Source organism: Paenibacillus sp. FSL P2-0121 (assembly GCF_037975345.1).
GTDB classification, from domain to species: domain Bacteria; phylum Bacillota; class Bacilli; order Paenibacillales; family Paenibacillaceae; genus Paenibacillus_AQ; species Paenibacillus_AQ odorifer.
The window spans coordinates 1,345,752-1,361,066 of record NZ_CP150245.1 but is presented as its reverse complement, the minus strand read 5'-3'; the positions used below and the strand labels follow the sequence as shown (position 1 = coordinate 1,361,066).

The 15,315-nt window shown below is 43.3% G+C and carries 17 protein-coding genes; 5 read left to right on the top strand and 12 right to left on the bottom strand.

Annotated features, from left to right (window positions below; genetic code table 11):
- Positions 1-168: 168 nt before the first annotated feature.
- The 12 genes from MKY54_RS05975 to MKY54_RS05920 form a co-directional block, all read right to left on the bottom strand.
- Entirely contained in the window at positions 169-1,368 is a 1,200-nt protein-coding gene (locus MKY54_RS05975; RefSeq protein ID WP_076100052.1) for an MFS transporter, read from the bottom strand.
- A 172-nt stretch (positions 1,369-1,540) separates the two neighbouring features.
- The gene (locus tag MKY54_RS05970) at positions 1,541-2,149 is read right to left on the bottom strand and encodes a TetR/AcrR family transcriptional regulator (protein ID WP_081383506.1); all 609 of its coding nucleotides are present in this window, start codon (positions 2,147-2,149) and stop codon (positions 1,541-1,543) included.
- Between the two features lie 156 nt (positions 2,150-2,305).
- On the bottom strand, positions 2,306-2,656 hold the full coding sequence (locus MKY54_RS05965) for a type II toxin-antitoxin system PemK/MazF family toxin (RefSeq protein WP_036686777.1): 351 nt from the start codon (positions 2,654-2,656) through the stop codon (positions 2,306-2,308).
- Between the two features lie 3 nt (positions 2,657-2,659).
- Positions 2,660-2,941, bottom strand: coding sequence for a CopG family ribbon-helix-helix protein (locus tag MKY54_RS05960; protein ID WP_025698676.1), 282 nt, complete (start codon positions 2,939-2,941; stop codon positions 2,660-2,662).
- Positions 2,942-3,156: 215 nt separating this feature from the next.
- Positions 3,157-4,338, bottom strand: a complete 1,182-nt coding sequence (gene alr, locus MKY54_RS05955) for an alanine racemase (protein ID WP_036686775.1) — start codon at positions 4,336-4,338, stop codon at positions 3,157-3,159.
- Between the two features lie 188 nt (positions 4,339-4,526).
- The gene (locus tag MKY54_RS05950) at positions 4,527-5,612 is read right to left on the bottom strand and encodes an outer membrane lipoprotein carrier protein LolA (protein WP_076129533.1); all 1,086 of its coding nucleotides are present in this window, start codon (positions 5,610-5,612) and stop codon (positions 4,527-4,529) included.
- A 205-nt stretch (positions 5,613-5,817) separates the two neighbouring features.
- A complete protein-coding gene (locus tag MKY54_RS05945; RefSeq protein ID WP_076129534.1) occupies positions 5,818-5,991 on the bottom strand; it encodes an aspartyl-phosphate phosphatase Spo0E family protein in 174 nt (57 codons plus the stop codon).
- Between the two features lie 148 nt (positions 5,992-6,139).
- Entirely contained in the window at positions 6,140-7,525 is a 1,386-nt protein-coding gene (locus MKY54_RS05940; RefSeq protein WP_339189907.1) for a helix-turn-helix transcriptional regulator, read from the bottom strand.
- 255 nt (positions 7,526-7,780) lie between these two features.
- Positions 7,781-8,539 carry a DUF3600 domain-containing protein gene (locus MKY54_RS05935; protein WP_339189905.1) on the bottom strand — a complete coding sequence of 253 codons (759 nt, stop codon included), beginning with the start codon at positions 8,537-8,539 and terminating at the stop codon, positions 7,781-7,783.
- Positions 8,526-9,113, bottom strand: a complete 588-nt coding sequence (locus MKY54_RS05930; protein WP_339189903.1) for a sigma-70 family RNA polymerase sigma factor — start codon at positions 9,111-9,113, stop codon at positions 8,526-8,528. Before MKY54_RS05930 ends, MKY54_RS05935 begins: the two co-directional genes overlap by 14 nt.
- 613 nt (positions 9,114-9,726) lie before the next feature.
- Positions 9,727-10,689, bottom strand: coding sequence for a DUF4367 domain-containing protein (locus MKY54_RS05925; protein WP_339189901.1), 963 nt, complete (start codon positions 10,687-10,689; stop codon positions 9,727-9,729).
- Positions 10,686-11,252: a sigma-70 family RNA polymerase sigma factor gene (locus MKY54_RS05920; protein WP_076129539.1), complete on the bottom strand. Its 567-nt coding sequence runs from the start codon at positions 11,250-11,252 to the stop codon at positions 10,686-10,688. Before MKY54_RS05920 ends, MKY54_RS05925 begins: the two co-directional genes overlap by 4 nt.
- Before the next feature lie 218 nt (positions 11,253-11,470).
- Here MKY54_RS05920 and MKY54_RS05915 point away from each other — a divergent pair, with 218 nt between their 5' ends.
- From MKY54_RS05915 to MKY54_RS05895, 5 genes are all read left to right on the top strand, one after another.
- Entirely contained in the window at positions 11,471-11,890 is a 420-nt protein-coding gene (locus tag MKY54_RS05915) for a MarR family transcriptional regulator (protein ID WP_076129540.1), read from the top strand.
- 171 nt (positions 11,891-12,061) lie between these two features.
- The gene (locus MKY54_RS05910; RefSeq protein ID WP_339189900.1) at positions 12,062-12,709 is read left to right on the top strand and encodes a hypothetical protein; all 648 of its coding nucleotides are present in this window, start codon (positions 12,062-12,064) and stop codon (positions 12,707-12,709) included.
- A 12-nt stretch (positions 12,710-12,721) separates the two neighbouring features.
- Positions 12,722-13,033: a hypothetical protein gene (locus MKY54_RS05905; protein ID WP_076129542.1), complete on the top strand. Its 312-nt coding sequence runs from the start codon at positions 12,722-12,724 to the stop codon at positions 13,031-13,033.
- Between the two features lie 103 nt (positions 13,034-13,136).
- A complete protein-coding gene (locus MKY54_RS05900) occupies positions 13,137-14,270 on the top strand; it encodes a copper amine oxidase N-terminal domain-containing protein (RefSeq protein ID WP_339189898.1) in 1,134 nt (377 codons plus the stop codon).
- Positions 14,267-15,049, top strand: a complete 783-nt coding sequence (locus MKY54_RS05895; RefSeq protein ID WP_339189897.1) for a TatD family hydrolase — start codon at positions 14,267-14,269, stop codon at positions 15,047-15,049. Before MKY54_RS05900 ends, MKY54_RS05895 begins: the two co-directional genes overlap by 4 nt.
- The last annotated feature ends 266 nt before the right edge of the window (positions 15,050-15,315 follow it).

Sequence of the window (15,315 nt, the reverse complement as noted above, 5' to 3'; positions counted from 1 at the left end):
ATCCCTCTTCCCGTACACAATCTGCTTATACATATCTTGATCTCATAATTAAAATAGTATCACAGATTCGGCTCTGCACCAAAGACCAGCCCGAATAGCGCGCTTTGTACTGAACCGCTGTGCGATAAAGCGAGGCATGGTAGAGTGGTCAGAGCCCGGATTCGGCGATTACGCCCGCTGTCCCATTCCCCGTTTTCCGGAACTCAGTGACAATACAAAACACAAAGCCAGAACGAGCGCGGCTGCCCCATATGGGAAGTTAATACTAAGATCAAACAAATACCCTGCGACGATAGGCCCAGCAATATTTCCGAGACTTGTATAAGCTGAGTTCATTCCCGCTACGAAACCTTGCTGCGATTCTCCGGCCATCTTGGAAAGCTGTGTGCCTACTGCTGGACGCAGAATATCCATTGCAAAGAACACAATAAAGGTAACCGTAATAATCGCCCAAAAGCCGCTTACAAACAAGGTCAGCAGAATAAACAATGATGAGACTATAAGACAAGTGGAGATCACCTTGTTCTCCCCGAATTTATTCAAGATCCAGCCAAACGCGGACACCTGCACCACCGCACCTGCAATAGAACCAAAGGTAATTACAAAAGCGATATCCTTAGGCGTAAAGCCAAATTTATGGTCCACGAACAATCCGAACACCGTTTCATAATTAGCCAGCCCAAAAGCCATAACAAATACAATAATTAAGCCGAAAAAATACGGTTCGCGATAAGAACGCATCAGCTGCGTCAAGAAGCTTTCCTGATTATTTTTTGATAACGTCGCTTCCTTACGTTTCTCTTCAGATAGAGACTCAGGCAAAATTAAAACTGTAATTAGAGCTGCAACTCCAGCTGCACCCGCTGCACAGAAAAAGGGTACCCGCATTCCAAGCTCAGCAAGATAACCTCCAATCCCAGGACCAATAATAAAGCCGGTGGTAATGGCTGCATTAATTAGCCCCATTCCTTTAGCTCTCTCTTCAAAAGAAGTCGTGTCCGCTACATAAGCCATAACTGCCGGCATAATTAAAGCAGCTCCTGCACCACCAAGCAATCTCGAAACGAACAAGAGCCAAGGTACATTGGCCAGACCAAAAATCAGCTCCGATATCGCAAACACGATCAAACCTGCTACAATCACCTTTTTTCTACCGATTCTGTCGGATAATCTGCCGGCAAATGGCGATATTAATAATTGGGCAAGCGAGAAGGAGGCGACCAAGAGCCCGACAGTACTTCCGCTGATCCCAAGCTCATTCATGTAGGTTGGCATTATTGGGACTACTAGCCCAATTCCAGTAAAAGCCAGAAAAATATTAAGCATAACAAGCAGCATAGCGCCTCTGTTTCTAAGTAACAATGACATTGTATTAACCCTCCGTGTGTTTAAAGCCAAAACTTCGAATATTATGCATGTTAAGACCGACCATCCGGTCTAAATAATATTAAAAAAATAACCCTTCCTATTCCGGTGCCTTTGAGAAGCTTCAGCCTTCATGTTCCTGAATGTAAAGCTTCTTTTCATGCCCCTCGTTATCTTACCCCGTACGGATCCCTTGTAATAATAAATTTACTGCTTCCCGGTAATATTTTTTTATATCCTCCTGGGTCTTCTCATGAATCGAGAATTCAGAAACTCTTCCAATCCCTTCAAGCATGCCACTCACGATGATTACATAGTTCTCTAAGTCGCCCTTTACCAAATATCCCGTTTCAATACCTTCCTTCAAAAGATCACGACAAGCATGTGAGGCTGCTTCATAAAGAAGTGAAAGCCGCTTGCTAATCTCTTCCGGGTGGCATCTGCTTCTGGAGAATTCCTCGAGCGCATGAATCAATGGATTCTGAAAATCATTTGCGTAGTGTTCGGCTAACGCATAAAATCGTTCTTCGATCCCTACAATTTCCTGTTTCTTATCATCCCACGCTTGCAGCCACTCTAACGTATCCACTTCCACTACAAATAGAAAAAGCTCATCCTTGCTCGGAAAATGGTGATACAGACTGCCTTTACTGACATTCGAGGCTACACAAACTTCATTCATAGTTACGGCAGCATAACCCTTTTGTACAAACAACTGCGTGGCCTTGCGCACAATTCTTTTTTTAGTTTCTTCTCCGTCTGAGCGTCCTTTGATTCTAAGCACCTCCTAAACCGACCGTACGGTCTAATAATATCAGATCATTTTCAAAAAGTGAAGACCTAACGATTCTTTATTTACTATACGCAAAAACGCACATTAAAAGACGCCCGGATTCGTACCCGAGCGCCAATCTCATGAGTTATCTATAACCTAGGGTGATTAAAAATCAATCAGACCAAGGCTGATTTGCAGCGATTCATCCACCTTTTTCATCGTTTCATCATCAAGGTGGGTGATCTTGTCAGTTAAGCGTTGTTTGTCAATCGTCCTAACCTGTTCCAGCAAAATAACAGAATCTCTGTCAAAGCCATGAGCAGCTGCGTCAATTTCCACATGTGTAGGTAACTTAGCCTTCTGGATTTGGGCTGTGATTGCAGCCACAATTACCGTCGGGCTAAAGCGATTGCCAATATCGTTCTGGATGACCAGAACTGGCCTTACTCCGCCTTGTTCAGAACCTACAACCGGCGAAAGATCAGCAAAAAAAACATCGCCACGTTTAACGATCAATGTCTACACCCCGCTTACTAAGCGGCCAAGAGTGCTGTCTGCATCTTCCTCCGCGAGGAAAGCCTCGCATGCCATGGTCAAGTTGATCTTAGCCATTTCCATGTAGCCGCGCTGCATGGACTCCCGGATGGAACGTTTCCTCCGTTCGCTCAAGTACAGCTTCATGGCCTGCCTAATCAATTCACTCCGGTTGGAATTCTCCAATTGAACAATTCCGTCCACTTCCTGCAAGAGATGATCGGGCAAGCTGATCATGATTCTTTTGGTGTTCTGCAAATTAGCCACCTTCTCTTCCACCCCCACAAACCTTCTGCCCTTGTGTTCCAGTGTTACAATATACAAGGAATTTTATACAAGGAATATATGCCGCCAGTATATCAAGTATGCTGCATCCCATTATAAACTAGAAATGGTGGTTCGTATAGGCTTTTAGTCACATCTCCTAATACGATACAATTCCTTCTATTTTCTCCCTTGTATAACATCACTGTCAAGAACTTTCAGTTTGTGAGCAGAGCATTTACTAATTTAGGAAGTGTGCCTTCACTTATATAAACGCGGGGCACCCGATGAGCCAACATGCAGATAACCTCGTAGTGAATTGTTCCAAGCTGGAGAGCCAACTCGTCTGCCGTGATCATCACGTCAGCTTGACGGCCGATGAGAACAACTTCTTCGCCTGCTTTAATTTGTTCCGCTTCTGCAGCGAAAGATTTGAGTGATACCATACACTGATCCATGCAGATTGTTCCGACGACAGGAACGCGGCGTCCACGTATTAGCACCTCCGCTTTGCCAGTTAGCATGCGGGAATATCCATCTGCGTACCCCACAGGTAGCGTTGCAATAATCTCCTCGCTCTCTGTGATGTACCTAGTGCCGTAACTGACGCCCCAATCGGCAGGCAGGCTTTTGACATATACAACCTGCGTCTTCAGCGTCAATACCGGACGTAGTTCTACCAGTTGACGGTTCACCTCTGTGGAGGGATAAAATCCGTACAAGCTGATGCCTACACGCACCATGTTGCTGGATAAATAAGGTGAATCAATGGCCGTAGCGCTATTGCCCGTATGTATGATCGGGATCTGAATGTTCTGCTCCCGCAGCGTTTCCGCCACGCTCATGAACCGTCGATGCTGTTCCAGTGTATAGCTTTTGTCTTGTTCGTCTGCCTTGGCAAAATGGGTAAACATACCCTCCAGCTCCGCCTGCGCAACAGACTGCACTTCAGAGATAAATGCAGGTGCGTCAGCTGGTAAAAGACCCAGTCGTCCCATCCCGCTATCAATCTTGATATGCACCTTCAGCCGATGTTCCGGATCTATAGGAAGCTGTCTTATAGCCTCCAGTACCTCCGGTGTGAACAGTGTTACAGTTACATGGTTCTCCCAGGCAACGGCTATTCCTTCTGGGGAAGTGTAGCCAAGCACCAGTATAGGAATCAGTATTCCCGCCTGACGCAGCTCCAATGCTTCATCCAAAAAAGCCACACTAACATAATCTGCTCCGAGTCTTTCCAGCTCCCGTGTCACTTCCACTGCTCCATGGCCGTACGCATTTCCTTTGACGCATCCCATAAACTTTGTCTCTGCCGGCAAGTAGCGGCGAAAGGCTTCGTAATTGGCACGCAAATCATCCAGATTAATTTCGGCTACTGTCGGTCGATAGCTTGCTTGCACTTCAAGTCACCTTCTTACGTTGTAGTAAAACGTCATTGCTGCATTGCATTAATCATTGTCTTAGTACCAATGGTAATGCTACAGAAGGTGGCTGTCAATGTGTGCTGGAGCCCCGGCAAATAAAGAAAAGCGGATACTACGTTGTAGAGGAAAGAATCCCACAAAACGCAGTATCCGCCTACTTTTTATTATTTACCCGATTGTGCCTCCATAGAAGCGGCAATTTGCATCATTTCATTAGCAGGAAGATTGGCACTTGTAATTCGGTACTCTACTCCCTCAGACATCCAAGTCAATGTCTGCTGCTCATCCCCACTCAGAACTCCCCATGTAAAACCAAGGTCTTTCAGGGTTCCAGGCGCCAGTGCTACCGCACGGTCCAGTGGACGGGATTCCATAATAGTGTACTGATAAATCCCATCATATCGGATGAGAACAGCATGGTCTTTGTTCCCCTCCAATTTATGGGAGTCCTTAAACTCTACACCAGCTGGAATATAATCAGGTTCAATGATCCCAAAGTCTCCAAGCTCTGCAGCCACTGGTTGCTCAGCCGGTTCTTGGCCTTCAGGAGCTGTAATTGGATTACCATTCTCATCAACCTCAGCTACTGTGCTCTCTGCGGACTTACCCGAGGCCATGTTCTTTTCCATATCAAAAGAATCCTTGGTGAAATCCGTATCGAATTTGAAGGTGTCAAACTTCACGTTTACAACTACCTTCGCTTCAGAATCCGAGACTTGAACCTGTTTAGGTTCATAAGTCTTTTTATCAAGCCAAATCTTTTGTCGTACAAGGGCATTGCTTTGATAATTCGCGGCTACCTCGAACACATAGTTATCTCCATCTTCCACAAATTGGCGATTATTATCCGAAACTATGCCACGAACCAACGTCTGATACAGATAGACCTGCCCTTGATCATCCGGCCAATCGCTTTGGAAGCGGAAGCTCTTATTCATACTTGGTGTGAGTACGAATACTCCCTCATCATTACGAAGTACGATCTGCGTAATATCCTTCTGAACATTTGCCAAGCTGATCCGGTAGTAGGAAGGATTCTTGTACCATACCTCTACCTTATACTCCTGCGGCTGTTCCCCGGTATACAGGGTCATTGTGCCAGAACCTTGGTACGTTCCCTGCTTACTTTCCAACTTGTCAGCCACATTGTTCAAATCCTTGACTACGGAAGCGGCATCCTTCTTCCCGCACCCCGTCATCACCAGGGCCACGCTCATAATGATCGCGAGTACCCATGTTATCCGGCGCATGACATCATCCCCTTAACCTGTTTTGAATGCATTGATTAGTACATGTCTATGAGGGACTTGGCCGCAATATGCAGACGGGCATGACAAGCGTGCAGCATTGATTTATTTTATGGGCTCCAACAAGCCAAAAAGCCCGCGCACAGCGCTGGCTCTATACTTCATCAGAAGTTGCAATATCATTATGTAGGGTGTTTTACCATTCTCTTCAATTCTCGTTATCACTATGTACTGCTTTATTGTACTGATTAATTAATTCATCTAATCTCATGGACTGTCTGATCACATTTGGATGCGAAAGCCCTCCATGTTGCCTCTCCATCAAATAAAGTTTGTTTCTAGCACCCTCTATTCTCTTTTGGATAATTTCCTGATCATTCATTAACACTACCTCCCTAATGAAATATTCTAGAGGTATATGTCAAATTCTTAATTTTACATTGAAGTGCATTACTAGAATTCAAAAAAAAAGCGATACCAGATTTAATTGAGAACTCTCTTGATTGATATCTTCTATGAAACTATCACTACTAAGCACTGTCAATAACAAAGCAATTTTTCTTTTCATTGATTCTAAGCAGATTCTGGTACTCCTTCTGCGTTTCTAAAGATGCAATATGCCGAAGCTGCTCAAACATTCCGACACACTTAATTATACATGATTCGTTATTAATCCTTACAGAAGTCTCCAAACTATCCATTATATATTTTATACTAAGCTCATATTTTCCTCTTCTTATATAATACAATGCTATTTCAGCCATAAAAAAAGTGTATCTGTCTTCGATAATTTGTCGATTATAACATTTAAGATTTCTCTGCTGATCTCTAAAATCTGATATTTCTGGCTCAAACCGCTGAAGAATATCATCCACATTAAAATCATAGTGGTTGGCTGCCTGAAGGATTTTGAACAGGCCTGGAAGAAATTCTTCTTTTCTATCTTCAATATAGGTCACATATTCCGGAAGCATTGCTGCATCACCTTTTAAAATTTTCAGCAAAAAAATATTAGCCTGCGCCCAACCCATACATTGATTCATGAGTTGCAAAGCTTCCTCCGTATCCTCACGAATCCAGCTCATGTCCATGTATAGGTTGATATAATGCAATGCTCTATCATAATCTCCAAGCTCTCTGTAAACTACTGAACGTAACACATAAGAATATAAAATATATGAAAATAAGGGCATTGCAGGTTCCTTTTGTACCCCGTTTTTTCTGGCTCGCTCATTATTATAATTATATTGAATGGATGCTTTTTTGCCCAATTCCTTAGTCATTACCATTACCTTATCCCAATGCCTCAAAGCGCTATATGTATTCGCCAGAACCTTCAGTGCGTCAAGCTGATCAACTTCATCAAGCCGATTTACAAAGCCCTCAAACTGCACCGCTGCCCGCAAATTCACATCCTGATCGCCCCCTAGAGCAATCGTAAACAATCTGTATTGGCAAAAAGCCAGCCGCTCTGAATGCTGATACTTCTCACTCTCCGCCACACTCCGGTATAACAACGCTGCAGCTTCATATTTCCCTTGTGCAAAGAAATCTTCTGCTGTATCAAACAACGGGTGTGTATAAGATAGGCTCTCCATCATGATTCCAATCACCCGGCTTATACATTCCAGCTTATCTAGTTCAGCACAGCGATATAGAAAAGGTCGAAGACGTCTCCAATTGGGATTGGAATGTATAAAACACTCCTCCACATACATATCGTAAAAGCAGCCTTCCTCTAATCCCATACCTTTTGTAATCCGATCTAATTGCTGCATGGCTATAGGACGATTCCCATTCATAATGTTGCTAATCGTGCCTGAATTTACTTTAGATACCTCTGCGAATTGATTAATTGTTATTCCATTCTTCTTGAGGTAGTCCGCCAGTTCTGCACGAATGGTCATCTGCTTCATGATCAAAGCCACCTTTCGCCATCATGATTCATATATAGATCAATAGTATTTAAATAATAATATGTCTAATTATTCCAGTGGTCAAATACTTTTTTTGACTCAATTGATTATACATTTATTCAATTAGTGATGTATAAAATACAAATTAGCCGAATGTAAAAAACCACCAGAACACAAGGTGTATTAGACCTTTTCTGGTGGCTTTTCTAATGCTACTTCTATCCATCGTTATTCAATACATGCATTTAAATTCAACTAAGAACTAGGTTTAATCATCATGTCCAGCTTATTTATATAAGGGCCGAGCGCTTCAATTAACTTCTCTTGGTTTTGTATCTCCTCTTTCGAAAGCCGATCCATATGAACACTTCCATCTGCATCAAATACCTTGGCATCATAGCTTTGCAACTCATTTATTAATTGTTCGATCTCCGCAAACTCTTCTTTAGTAAGCCTCTGTTCTGCTTTTTCCAGCAAGCCATCCCAGAAAGTATCACGATCAACGACAGCCGCCTTTGCCTTAGGGATTTCCGTTTCATTCATTTTCTCAAAATAAGGTTTAAGCTCAACCTGTAAATCGTTATATGCCTTTTGATCCTTCGCACTTAACTGTTCCAGGTGAAAGACTCCTTCAGCATCGGCCATTTGCAGATTGTAAGCTCCCAATTCCTCTAGTAATGACATCAATTTTGTGAATTCCTCTTCGTTAAAACTTTGCTTCGCGCTCTGCAGCTTGGCTTCAAGCCTGTCATATTGTTGCTGGGTTAATCCAATCGTAGCAGCAGTTGCTTGTGAGCCATACAGGGTATCCGCCAAATAATTATATCCGGCATATGCTCCAGTAGGAATTAATAATGCAGCCGCCAAAATGCTTGCTACAAGCCATTTTTTCATTCGTCTTCCCCCTAACCTAGTCTCGGTCTGATTTAGTATTTGCTCCTTCAGTTCCGGTGGGGCACTTAGATTTCTCGCCTCTTCCTGCAGAACTGTCCGTAACTCTTCATTGAAATTCATGCAGGTCCTCCACCTTTCCCTTAAAAAGAGTATGATTTTCTGGCTTCTGACGAAGCTTATGCAGTGCAGCATGAATACGGGATTTCACCGTACCCAGAGGGATACCCAGTATCGCGGCACTTTCTTCCTGTGAATATTCATTTAAATAGTGCAGAATAATCACCTGCTTCAGCTTAAATGGAAGACGATCAACACTTGCTAGTAAACGGCGGTTAGCTAACCTGTCCACAACATCACTAGTGAAATCAGGTTCCATCCTTAGACCAGTCTGCTCTACTTTTTTGACCATTCGGAGATGCGTCCATCTCTTTCTTCGATAGGCATGAATTTGCCGCATAACCAGCCCCATAAGCCAAGGCCTAAAAGGACGATTGACGTCAAATTGCTCAAGCGACCGGTGCATCTGAATATAAATCTCCTGAACAACATCATCCACATCGGAGGTTTCGCGAACGAGAAAATGAACGGTCTGATACACATCCCGAATCGTTGCTTCATATAGTTCACTGTACGCTTCACGGCTGCCGGCTACCGTTAGCGCAATGAGCTGAGAATATTCATTTGGATGTTTCATCCCTCTCAATCCCTCCTTCGGTCTTACACTATGTATTGGTAAATAGAGAATAAATCGTTCGATTTATTTTAAAAAAACAACCAGGCAGCGATTTTCCGGTTATTGGAGAATCGCTGCCTGGTGTTTTTACTCTGCAGCGGCTTATTGGAGTAGATGAAGTCGGCGGAGGCTGATCTTCAGCTTTGCTTGAGCAGATTATGCGCAGGTGGAAGCTGATCTTCAGCTTTGCTTGAGCAGATTATGCGCGGTGGAAGCTGATCTTCAGCTTTTCACACCAGCTTTGGCCGGACCCTGCCGAAATCTATGAGATAACTGCATTCTGTACACTTATTCCGTATGCAAAAGGGTTTACTCTGATTTTAAGTGTATTCTATACAACTAAAAAGCAGAGAAATCTCCTATAGTGGTGTAAATCGTGAAAATAAGTGTACGAAATACAATTATATCCATCGAAGCGTTGTTTCGCAGAAATATAGTTGTACGAAGTACAGCTATATTCTCCCAATCGTTGTTTGCATGTGCCCTCAATAAAGCGAAAAAGGGGAGATCCATATGGATCATCCCCTTACCCGTTATACTCGAATAGTAACCACCTATCTTACTAAAAAATCAGTCAGCGGATAGACTCAGCAACTTTGATCAAATCATTCTTGTCCAAGCTAGCTGATGTTACACCGTATAACACTCCATTGGCTTCCCAGTCCAACCCTTTTCCATTAACCAATACAGCATCAACTCCGTTAATCTTCACTTTTTCGATTGTGCCATCCGTCGACATCTCATAAGCCGTTTCGGAATCCGCGTGCCGCTGCTGCATCGAGATGATCTCATCGGTAGCTTCATTAACAAAATATAAATTAATATATTTGCTATGGATCACATCACCATTGCTATCCTTATAAAACTCTGCACGATCAAAGGTATAACCCTCTGGTAAATACGCCGGTAAGCCCACATCAAAAATCGTATATTCGTTTAGCTTGCTAGAATCCCTCTCGATCAGCAATTCCGCTTTCTCTTGATCCCTCTCAGATTGCGTAACCAGTCTGCCGTCTTCCACTCCGACGATTTTTTCCCCGTCAGCATTGTAGATATCACCTGCCTTTTGAGCAGCATCGAGGGTCACAAGCGCATTTCCTTCACTATCAAAAATCTTCCCCTTAAAGTCATCCGGAATCACGTTGGAATCCGCAGAAAATTCTACTTCATGGGCTACAATATGGCCTAAGTTTATCGTTTGCAATACTTTCATTAACAGCTCCTGCGCAAATGACGACTGCACAAAAGTTACACTTAATACGCTAACCACTAGCAAAGTTGCCAGCATAACAGCAGGACGTCTTAATCTATGTTTTGTATGCAATCCTTTCTCCTCCTTTTGGCCGGCATACTTTCTCCGTGCCTTATTCAGAATGGCTGTTTTGTCAGAGCCCTCGCTGAGATCTTTATGGGCCAGAACCCTGCCTAGCTCCAGCAGCTCCTTGTACTCCCCAGCACCCTTTAAATCATTTGCCGCTCCATATATACTTTCATCTAAATCTGCTGAGAACTTCTGCTGTATGTCTTTACTGTTCATAGCTGCTCCACGCTCCCTATTTCAGTCTTCAGCTTTTTCATAGTCCGGTAGAGTATCACACCGATATTGCTCTCCGAAATTCCCGTAACCTGGGCAATCTCTCTATTTCTCAGATTAGCACCAAATTTTAGAGCCACAATATTCCGCTCCTTTGAGCTCAATGTATTCAAGGCTTCGTTAAGCCTTCCACTACGTTCTCCCTGGAGGATCAAGTTTTCCGGATCTTTCCTGCTAGAAACCAGTTCCTTGACGGCATCCAGCGAAAAGAAAATTTTCCTTTTAAAACTCCGGTAATGATCATTGACCACGTTTCTGGCAATGGCGAATAACCATACCTCTAAAGGAGCTTTTTCCTGAGAATAGGTCGATAGTTTCGCCAACGTTTTCTCAAAAACGAGGCTTGTCAGATCCTCAGCCGTATGGAGAGAACTAACCCGGTAAGCGATGTAGTTAAATATTCTTTTATAGTAGGTTTCAAAAATCGTTGTGAACAAAACATCTATGTCAGCATTTTCCTGTATATTCTCTTTTACAAAAGGATGAAGCAATGCGCGCTCATGCATCAATCGAACTCTCCTTTCCCACCACATTTTCACTTAGCTAAGTAAATTCATCAGTTAATACGATACATTTCCAATTTCATTACAAGATATAAAAAAAGAAGAGTTCCAGCGCTAATTTCAGTCTTTCTAACCAAGCTACAGTAACCCGGCAACTTGACAAGCTTATTATAGCTTCTATATATTTTAGTAACTAAAGTAAATTGGAGCGAGGCAATGTTATGAGCACAAAGGAAGAGAAACAAAATGCTATCCATAAGGTCATGGAATCTATGGCAAATGTGCAGCAGAAATCCCAGTTTTTCATTGATATGATCACTAAAAAGGAAACCCTGACTCACAATCAGATCATGCTGCTGTTTCAACTCCGGCTTACCGGAAGCTTGAACATTACTGACATCTCTGAACGCTTCGTGGTTACACCCGGAGCTGCTTCTTCCATGTGCGATAAGCTTGAGGAAGCTGGACTTATTGAACGGGTGCGGACTAAAGAAGACCGCAGAGTTGTCAATATTGTCCTTACAGAACAAGGTGATCAGCGTATCCATACAATATTTGAAGCATTTCCTACCCCTGATCTGAATAAAATCTCCGGAACTTTAGAACAAATAAATAAATTGATGGAACAAATGATGCACTAACAGCCTTCATTTTGCTCCTTATCAGCTATACTCTTTTCTATAAACACTGTCTGTCAGGAAACTGACGGCAGTGTTTTTTTAGCTTTAACTCCCAAATTATTATATTGACTATATATTATAATGAATATATATTTTAATCATTAAAATATATTTCGAAGGACGGTACTGTAAATGTCCAATAATAACAATACTTATGAACGTACTGACATGATCGATCCACCCTTGAAGGTAAGAGGTTCGCAGTTTGTTCGAGAGAATATTAATGCGGTCACGGTTGATGTGTTTGGCCACTTAAGTACCAAAGGGAGCGTCTCGACTTCTAAACTCAAAGTATCTGGTGACTGTACAATTGGGGGCAATTGTAAGGCCAATCAGGTAAACAATCTAGGGAGTCTGCGCGTTCAAAATATCCAAGCAGATAATCTCCGCTCTTCTGGATACATGTCCGTAGCAGAAAATGCTGCAGCGGGGACTTTTTATGCTGAAGGTGCTGTGAAGATAAACAGACTAACTGCAGATTCATCGATTGAGATCCGTTTAGGCAATAGAAGCACTGTCGAGGTTATGACAGCTGACGGTAACATTATCGTTAAACCCTCTTCCAAGTTGATTAATGCGCTGATGCACCCTTTTCGAAAACTTACCTGCACAACAATTGAAGGAACTAACATAACGTTATACCGGACGACAGCTGACCTTGTGTGCGGTGAAGAAATCATCGTCGGACCGGGTTGTACCATTGGGGAAATCCGCTATAGCAAAAGTCTGACGGTGGATCTTAAGTCGCAAGTTGACCGAACTGTATTTTTAAACCCATAAAGGAGAGTTTACATGGAAAAAAGCACTCATTTGTCAGGAGCCACTGTGCTCAAAAACATCGCCAAAGGAGCCATCATCTTATTCTGTGTACCAATCCTTAGTGTCTGGGCCGTGGGGAGTGTTGTCTGTGCAATCATTGCACCTATCGGTGGTGTACTAGGTATTGTTGGCATCCAAGGAATAGGACTAAATGCCTTTCCAGATTATGATTTACCGAACATTCTCAGCCTTCCAATCGGTCTCTGCCTCTCCTTACTTTTGTTCATTTCTTTCTATTACACTCGTCGTTTATTGCGTGGATGCCTGCATTTTATTAAAAACTAGCGAACTGTAACAAGCTTGTATTCTCTTTGTTAATAGAAAGTGACCTACAACGCGCTGTTTTATTCTATACTTAAGGGGACTGGACTTTATCCTGGAGGTAATTATGAATAAAATCATCGCTATCGGAGCTATCACGCTCTTTTTGGCCGGATGCGGAGCATCGGCAACCATAGATATGGATACAACAATGGCTATTAACCAAACACAAGCTACTTCAGCACCACTGAAACTAATCGTCGACGGTGAAGCCGTTCTTCCTACCCTCTCCCCTTTTTTCCTAGATGATAAGGTCTATGTACCTGCAAAAGTATTAATGGAATACTACACCTCAGAACAAAAATGGGATAATAACTTAAAGACCTTAACCATCTCTGACGGAAGCAGCAGTTATGTTCTGACGCCGGACAATGAGTATATGCAAGCTGACGGTTATCAAACCTCACTTGAAGGACCAGCTATTCTACGAAACGGTATTTTATATATTCCAGCCGATTCCTTAAACTCTCTGTCTGGTGCCACTGCGCAGCTGAATGCAGCTGAAACTGAAGTATTAATAACATCAGGGGATGTTAGTACTACCGTCAGAACACCCAGCGAACCTCTTGCTATTGCTACAGAAAATGACCAAGTGAAGCTGTATGCTGCCCTTAAAGATGGCGGTACCTATGAGGGATTTGTTGTAGAGGTGAACGGTAACAAGCATACATTTGATTGGGAAGCACCCAGATTGCTGAGTTACCCTCCTGAGATTCATTATGCCGACGTCGATCAGGATGGGCAGGAAGAAATCGTTGTCATTCTGTGGCTTGGAACAGGTACGGGCATGTCCATGCAAGAGCTTCACGTGATTAAGCCTAACCAGTGGGAAGAAGTCACTGTCCCTTCTGCAGATAAAGCTGCCTCCGCATTGGTTACGTCAAAAATTTCTAATGAAAAAGGGGACGCCCTGATTCAAATTCAAGTTAAAGGCTCAACTCCATCCATGGTGACTTTGCGATATCCAGATCGTGCTGAGGATGGCAATCTAGGCGAAGAAGCCGGCATTGGTGCTGTTACTCACTACATAGTGGAAGAGGGCAAGCTAAAGGCGGAAACAAATGTTTATATTGGATTTCTGGAGAGTATTGGCACACTAACTTTTGCCTACAAACCGGGAAAAGATGGAATGGAACCCGACTCTATTCGCTTTGAGGTTCATGAGGAGTTAGCTTCTTACGTGGAGGGTGAACAGTTATGATTGATGCCCATATACATTTAGAGCAATATGAACCAGAAGTTGCCGAACAGATACTGAGTGAACTGCCTGACATGGGAATTAAAGCCCTTATCGCTGTCTCTATGAACTTGGACTCTTGTATACGCACCCAAAGACTTGCAGCCATAAATCCCGGCGTGGTCCGTCCAGCTTATGGCTTTCATCCAGAGCAACCCTTGCCGCAGGATGCTGAGCTGGCTGCTCTACTAAAATGGATCGAGAATCAATCTAGTGAGGATTATATTGCTGTGGGGGAAATCGGGCTACCTTACTATTCGCGTGCTGAAGCCTTAGAACGTGGCGAAACCTTTGATATGGAGCCCTATATTGAGCTGCTGAATCAGTTGCTTGGGTTAGCTTCCCGTCTCTATAAACCTGTGGTGCTGCATGCTGTCTATGAAGATGCGCTTATTGCTTGTGATCTCTTGGAGAAACATAACATACAGCATGCCCACTTCCACTGGTTCAAAGGTCCGGAAGAAGCCATTGCCCGCATGATTAAGAACGGCTACTATATCTCTTTCACCCCGGATATCCTGTATGAGCCGGAGATACAGGCGCTTGCCCGCCGTTATCCCCCAGAGCTAGTCATGGCTGAAACCGATGGTCCTTGGCCGTTCGAAGGACCTTTTGCAGGGAAAATCACCCATCCGTCTATGATTCGGGAAGTCGCCGCTGCTTGGGGAGCGCTCCATGGTTACACTCCCGGTGAAGCGGAAGAGTTATTGACTGCGAATACTAAGCGATTTTATAGCTTGTAGATGCTCTATAGCTTGTAGATAGATCTATAGCTTTGTAGATAGGTCTATAGCTTGTAGATAGTTCTATTCTAGGAGTAGAGGAAAGTCAGGGCCTTAGCTAGCCTAGCCTAACGCCAGACCAACATTATGAATAAACACAGCTTGGCTTGTGAATCCGTATTTTTCATAGTGGAAGTACTGGTCACAAGCCGACCTTACTTAATCCAGATCCCCTTACCAATTTTCGTTTGATTCGGTAATATTTTCGCGTACATATTTTTGCGTAT

Coding starts and splice junctions, on each gene's coding strand:
- MKY54_RS05915 (WP_076129540.1), top strand. CDS start 11,471: ATGAGCACAAAGGAAGAGAAACAAAATGCTATCCATAAGGTCATGGAA.
- MKY54_RS05910 (WP_339189900.1), top strand. CDS start 12,062: ATGTCCAATAATAACAATACTTATGAACGTACTGACATGATCGATCCA.
- MKY54_RS05905 (WP_076129542.1), top strand. CDS start 12,722: ATGGAAAAAAGCACTCATTTGTCAGGAGCCACTGTGCTCAAAAACATC.
- MKY54_RS05930 (WP_339189903.1), bottom strand. CDS start 9,113: ATGAAACATCCAAATGAATATTCTCAGCTCATTGCGCTAACGGTAGCC.
- MKY54_RS05925 (WP_339189901.1), bottom strand. CDS start 10,689: ATGAACAGTAAAGACATACAGCAGAAGTTCTCAGCAGATTTAGATGAA.
- MKY54_RS05945 (WP_076129534.1), bottom strand. CDS start 5,991: ATGAATGATCAGGAAATTATCCAAAAGAGAATAGAGGGTGCTAGAAAC.
- MKY54_RS05935 (WP_339189905.1), bottom strand. CDS start 8,539: ATGAATTTCAATGAAGAGTTACGGACAGTTCTGCAGGAAGAGGCGAGA.
- MKY54_RS05950 (WP_076129533.1), bottom strand. CDS start 5,612: ATGCGCCGGATAACATGGGTACTCGCGATCATTATGAGCGTGGCCCTG.
- MKY54_RS05900 (WP_339189898.1), top strand. CDS start 13,137: ATGAATAAAATCATCGCTATCGGAGCTATCACGCTCTTTTTGGCCGGA.
- MKY54_RS05920 (WP_076129539.1), bottom strand. CDS start 11,252: ATGCATGAGCGCGCATTGCTTCATCCTTTTGTAAAAGAGAATATACAG.
- MKY54_RS05895 (WP_339189897.1), top strand. CDS start 14,267: ATGATTGATGCCCATATACATTTAGAGCAATATGAACCAGAAGTTGCC.
- MKY54_RS05940 (WP_339189907.1), bottom strand. CDS start 7,525: ATGAAGCAGATGACCATTCGTGCAGAACTGGCGGACTACCTCAAGAAG.
- MKY54_RS05975 (WP_076100052.1), bottom strand. CDS start 1,368: ATGTCATTGTTACTTAGAAACAGAGGCGCTATGCTGCTTGTTATGCTT.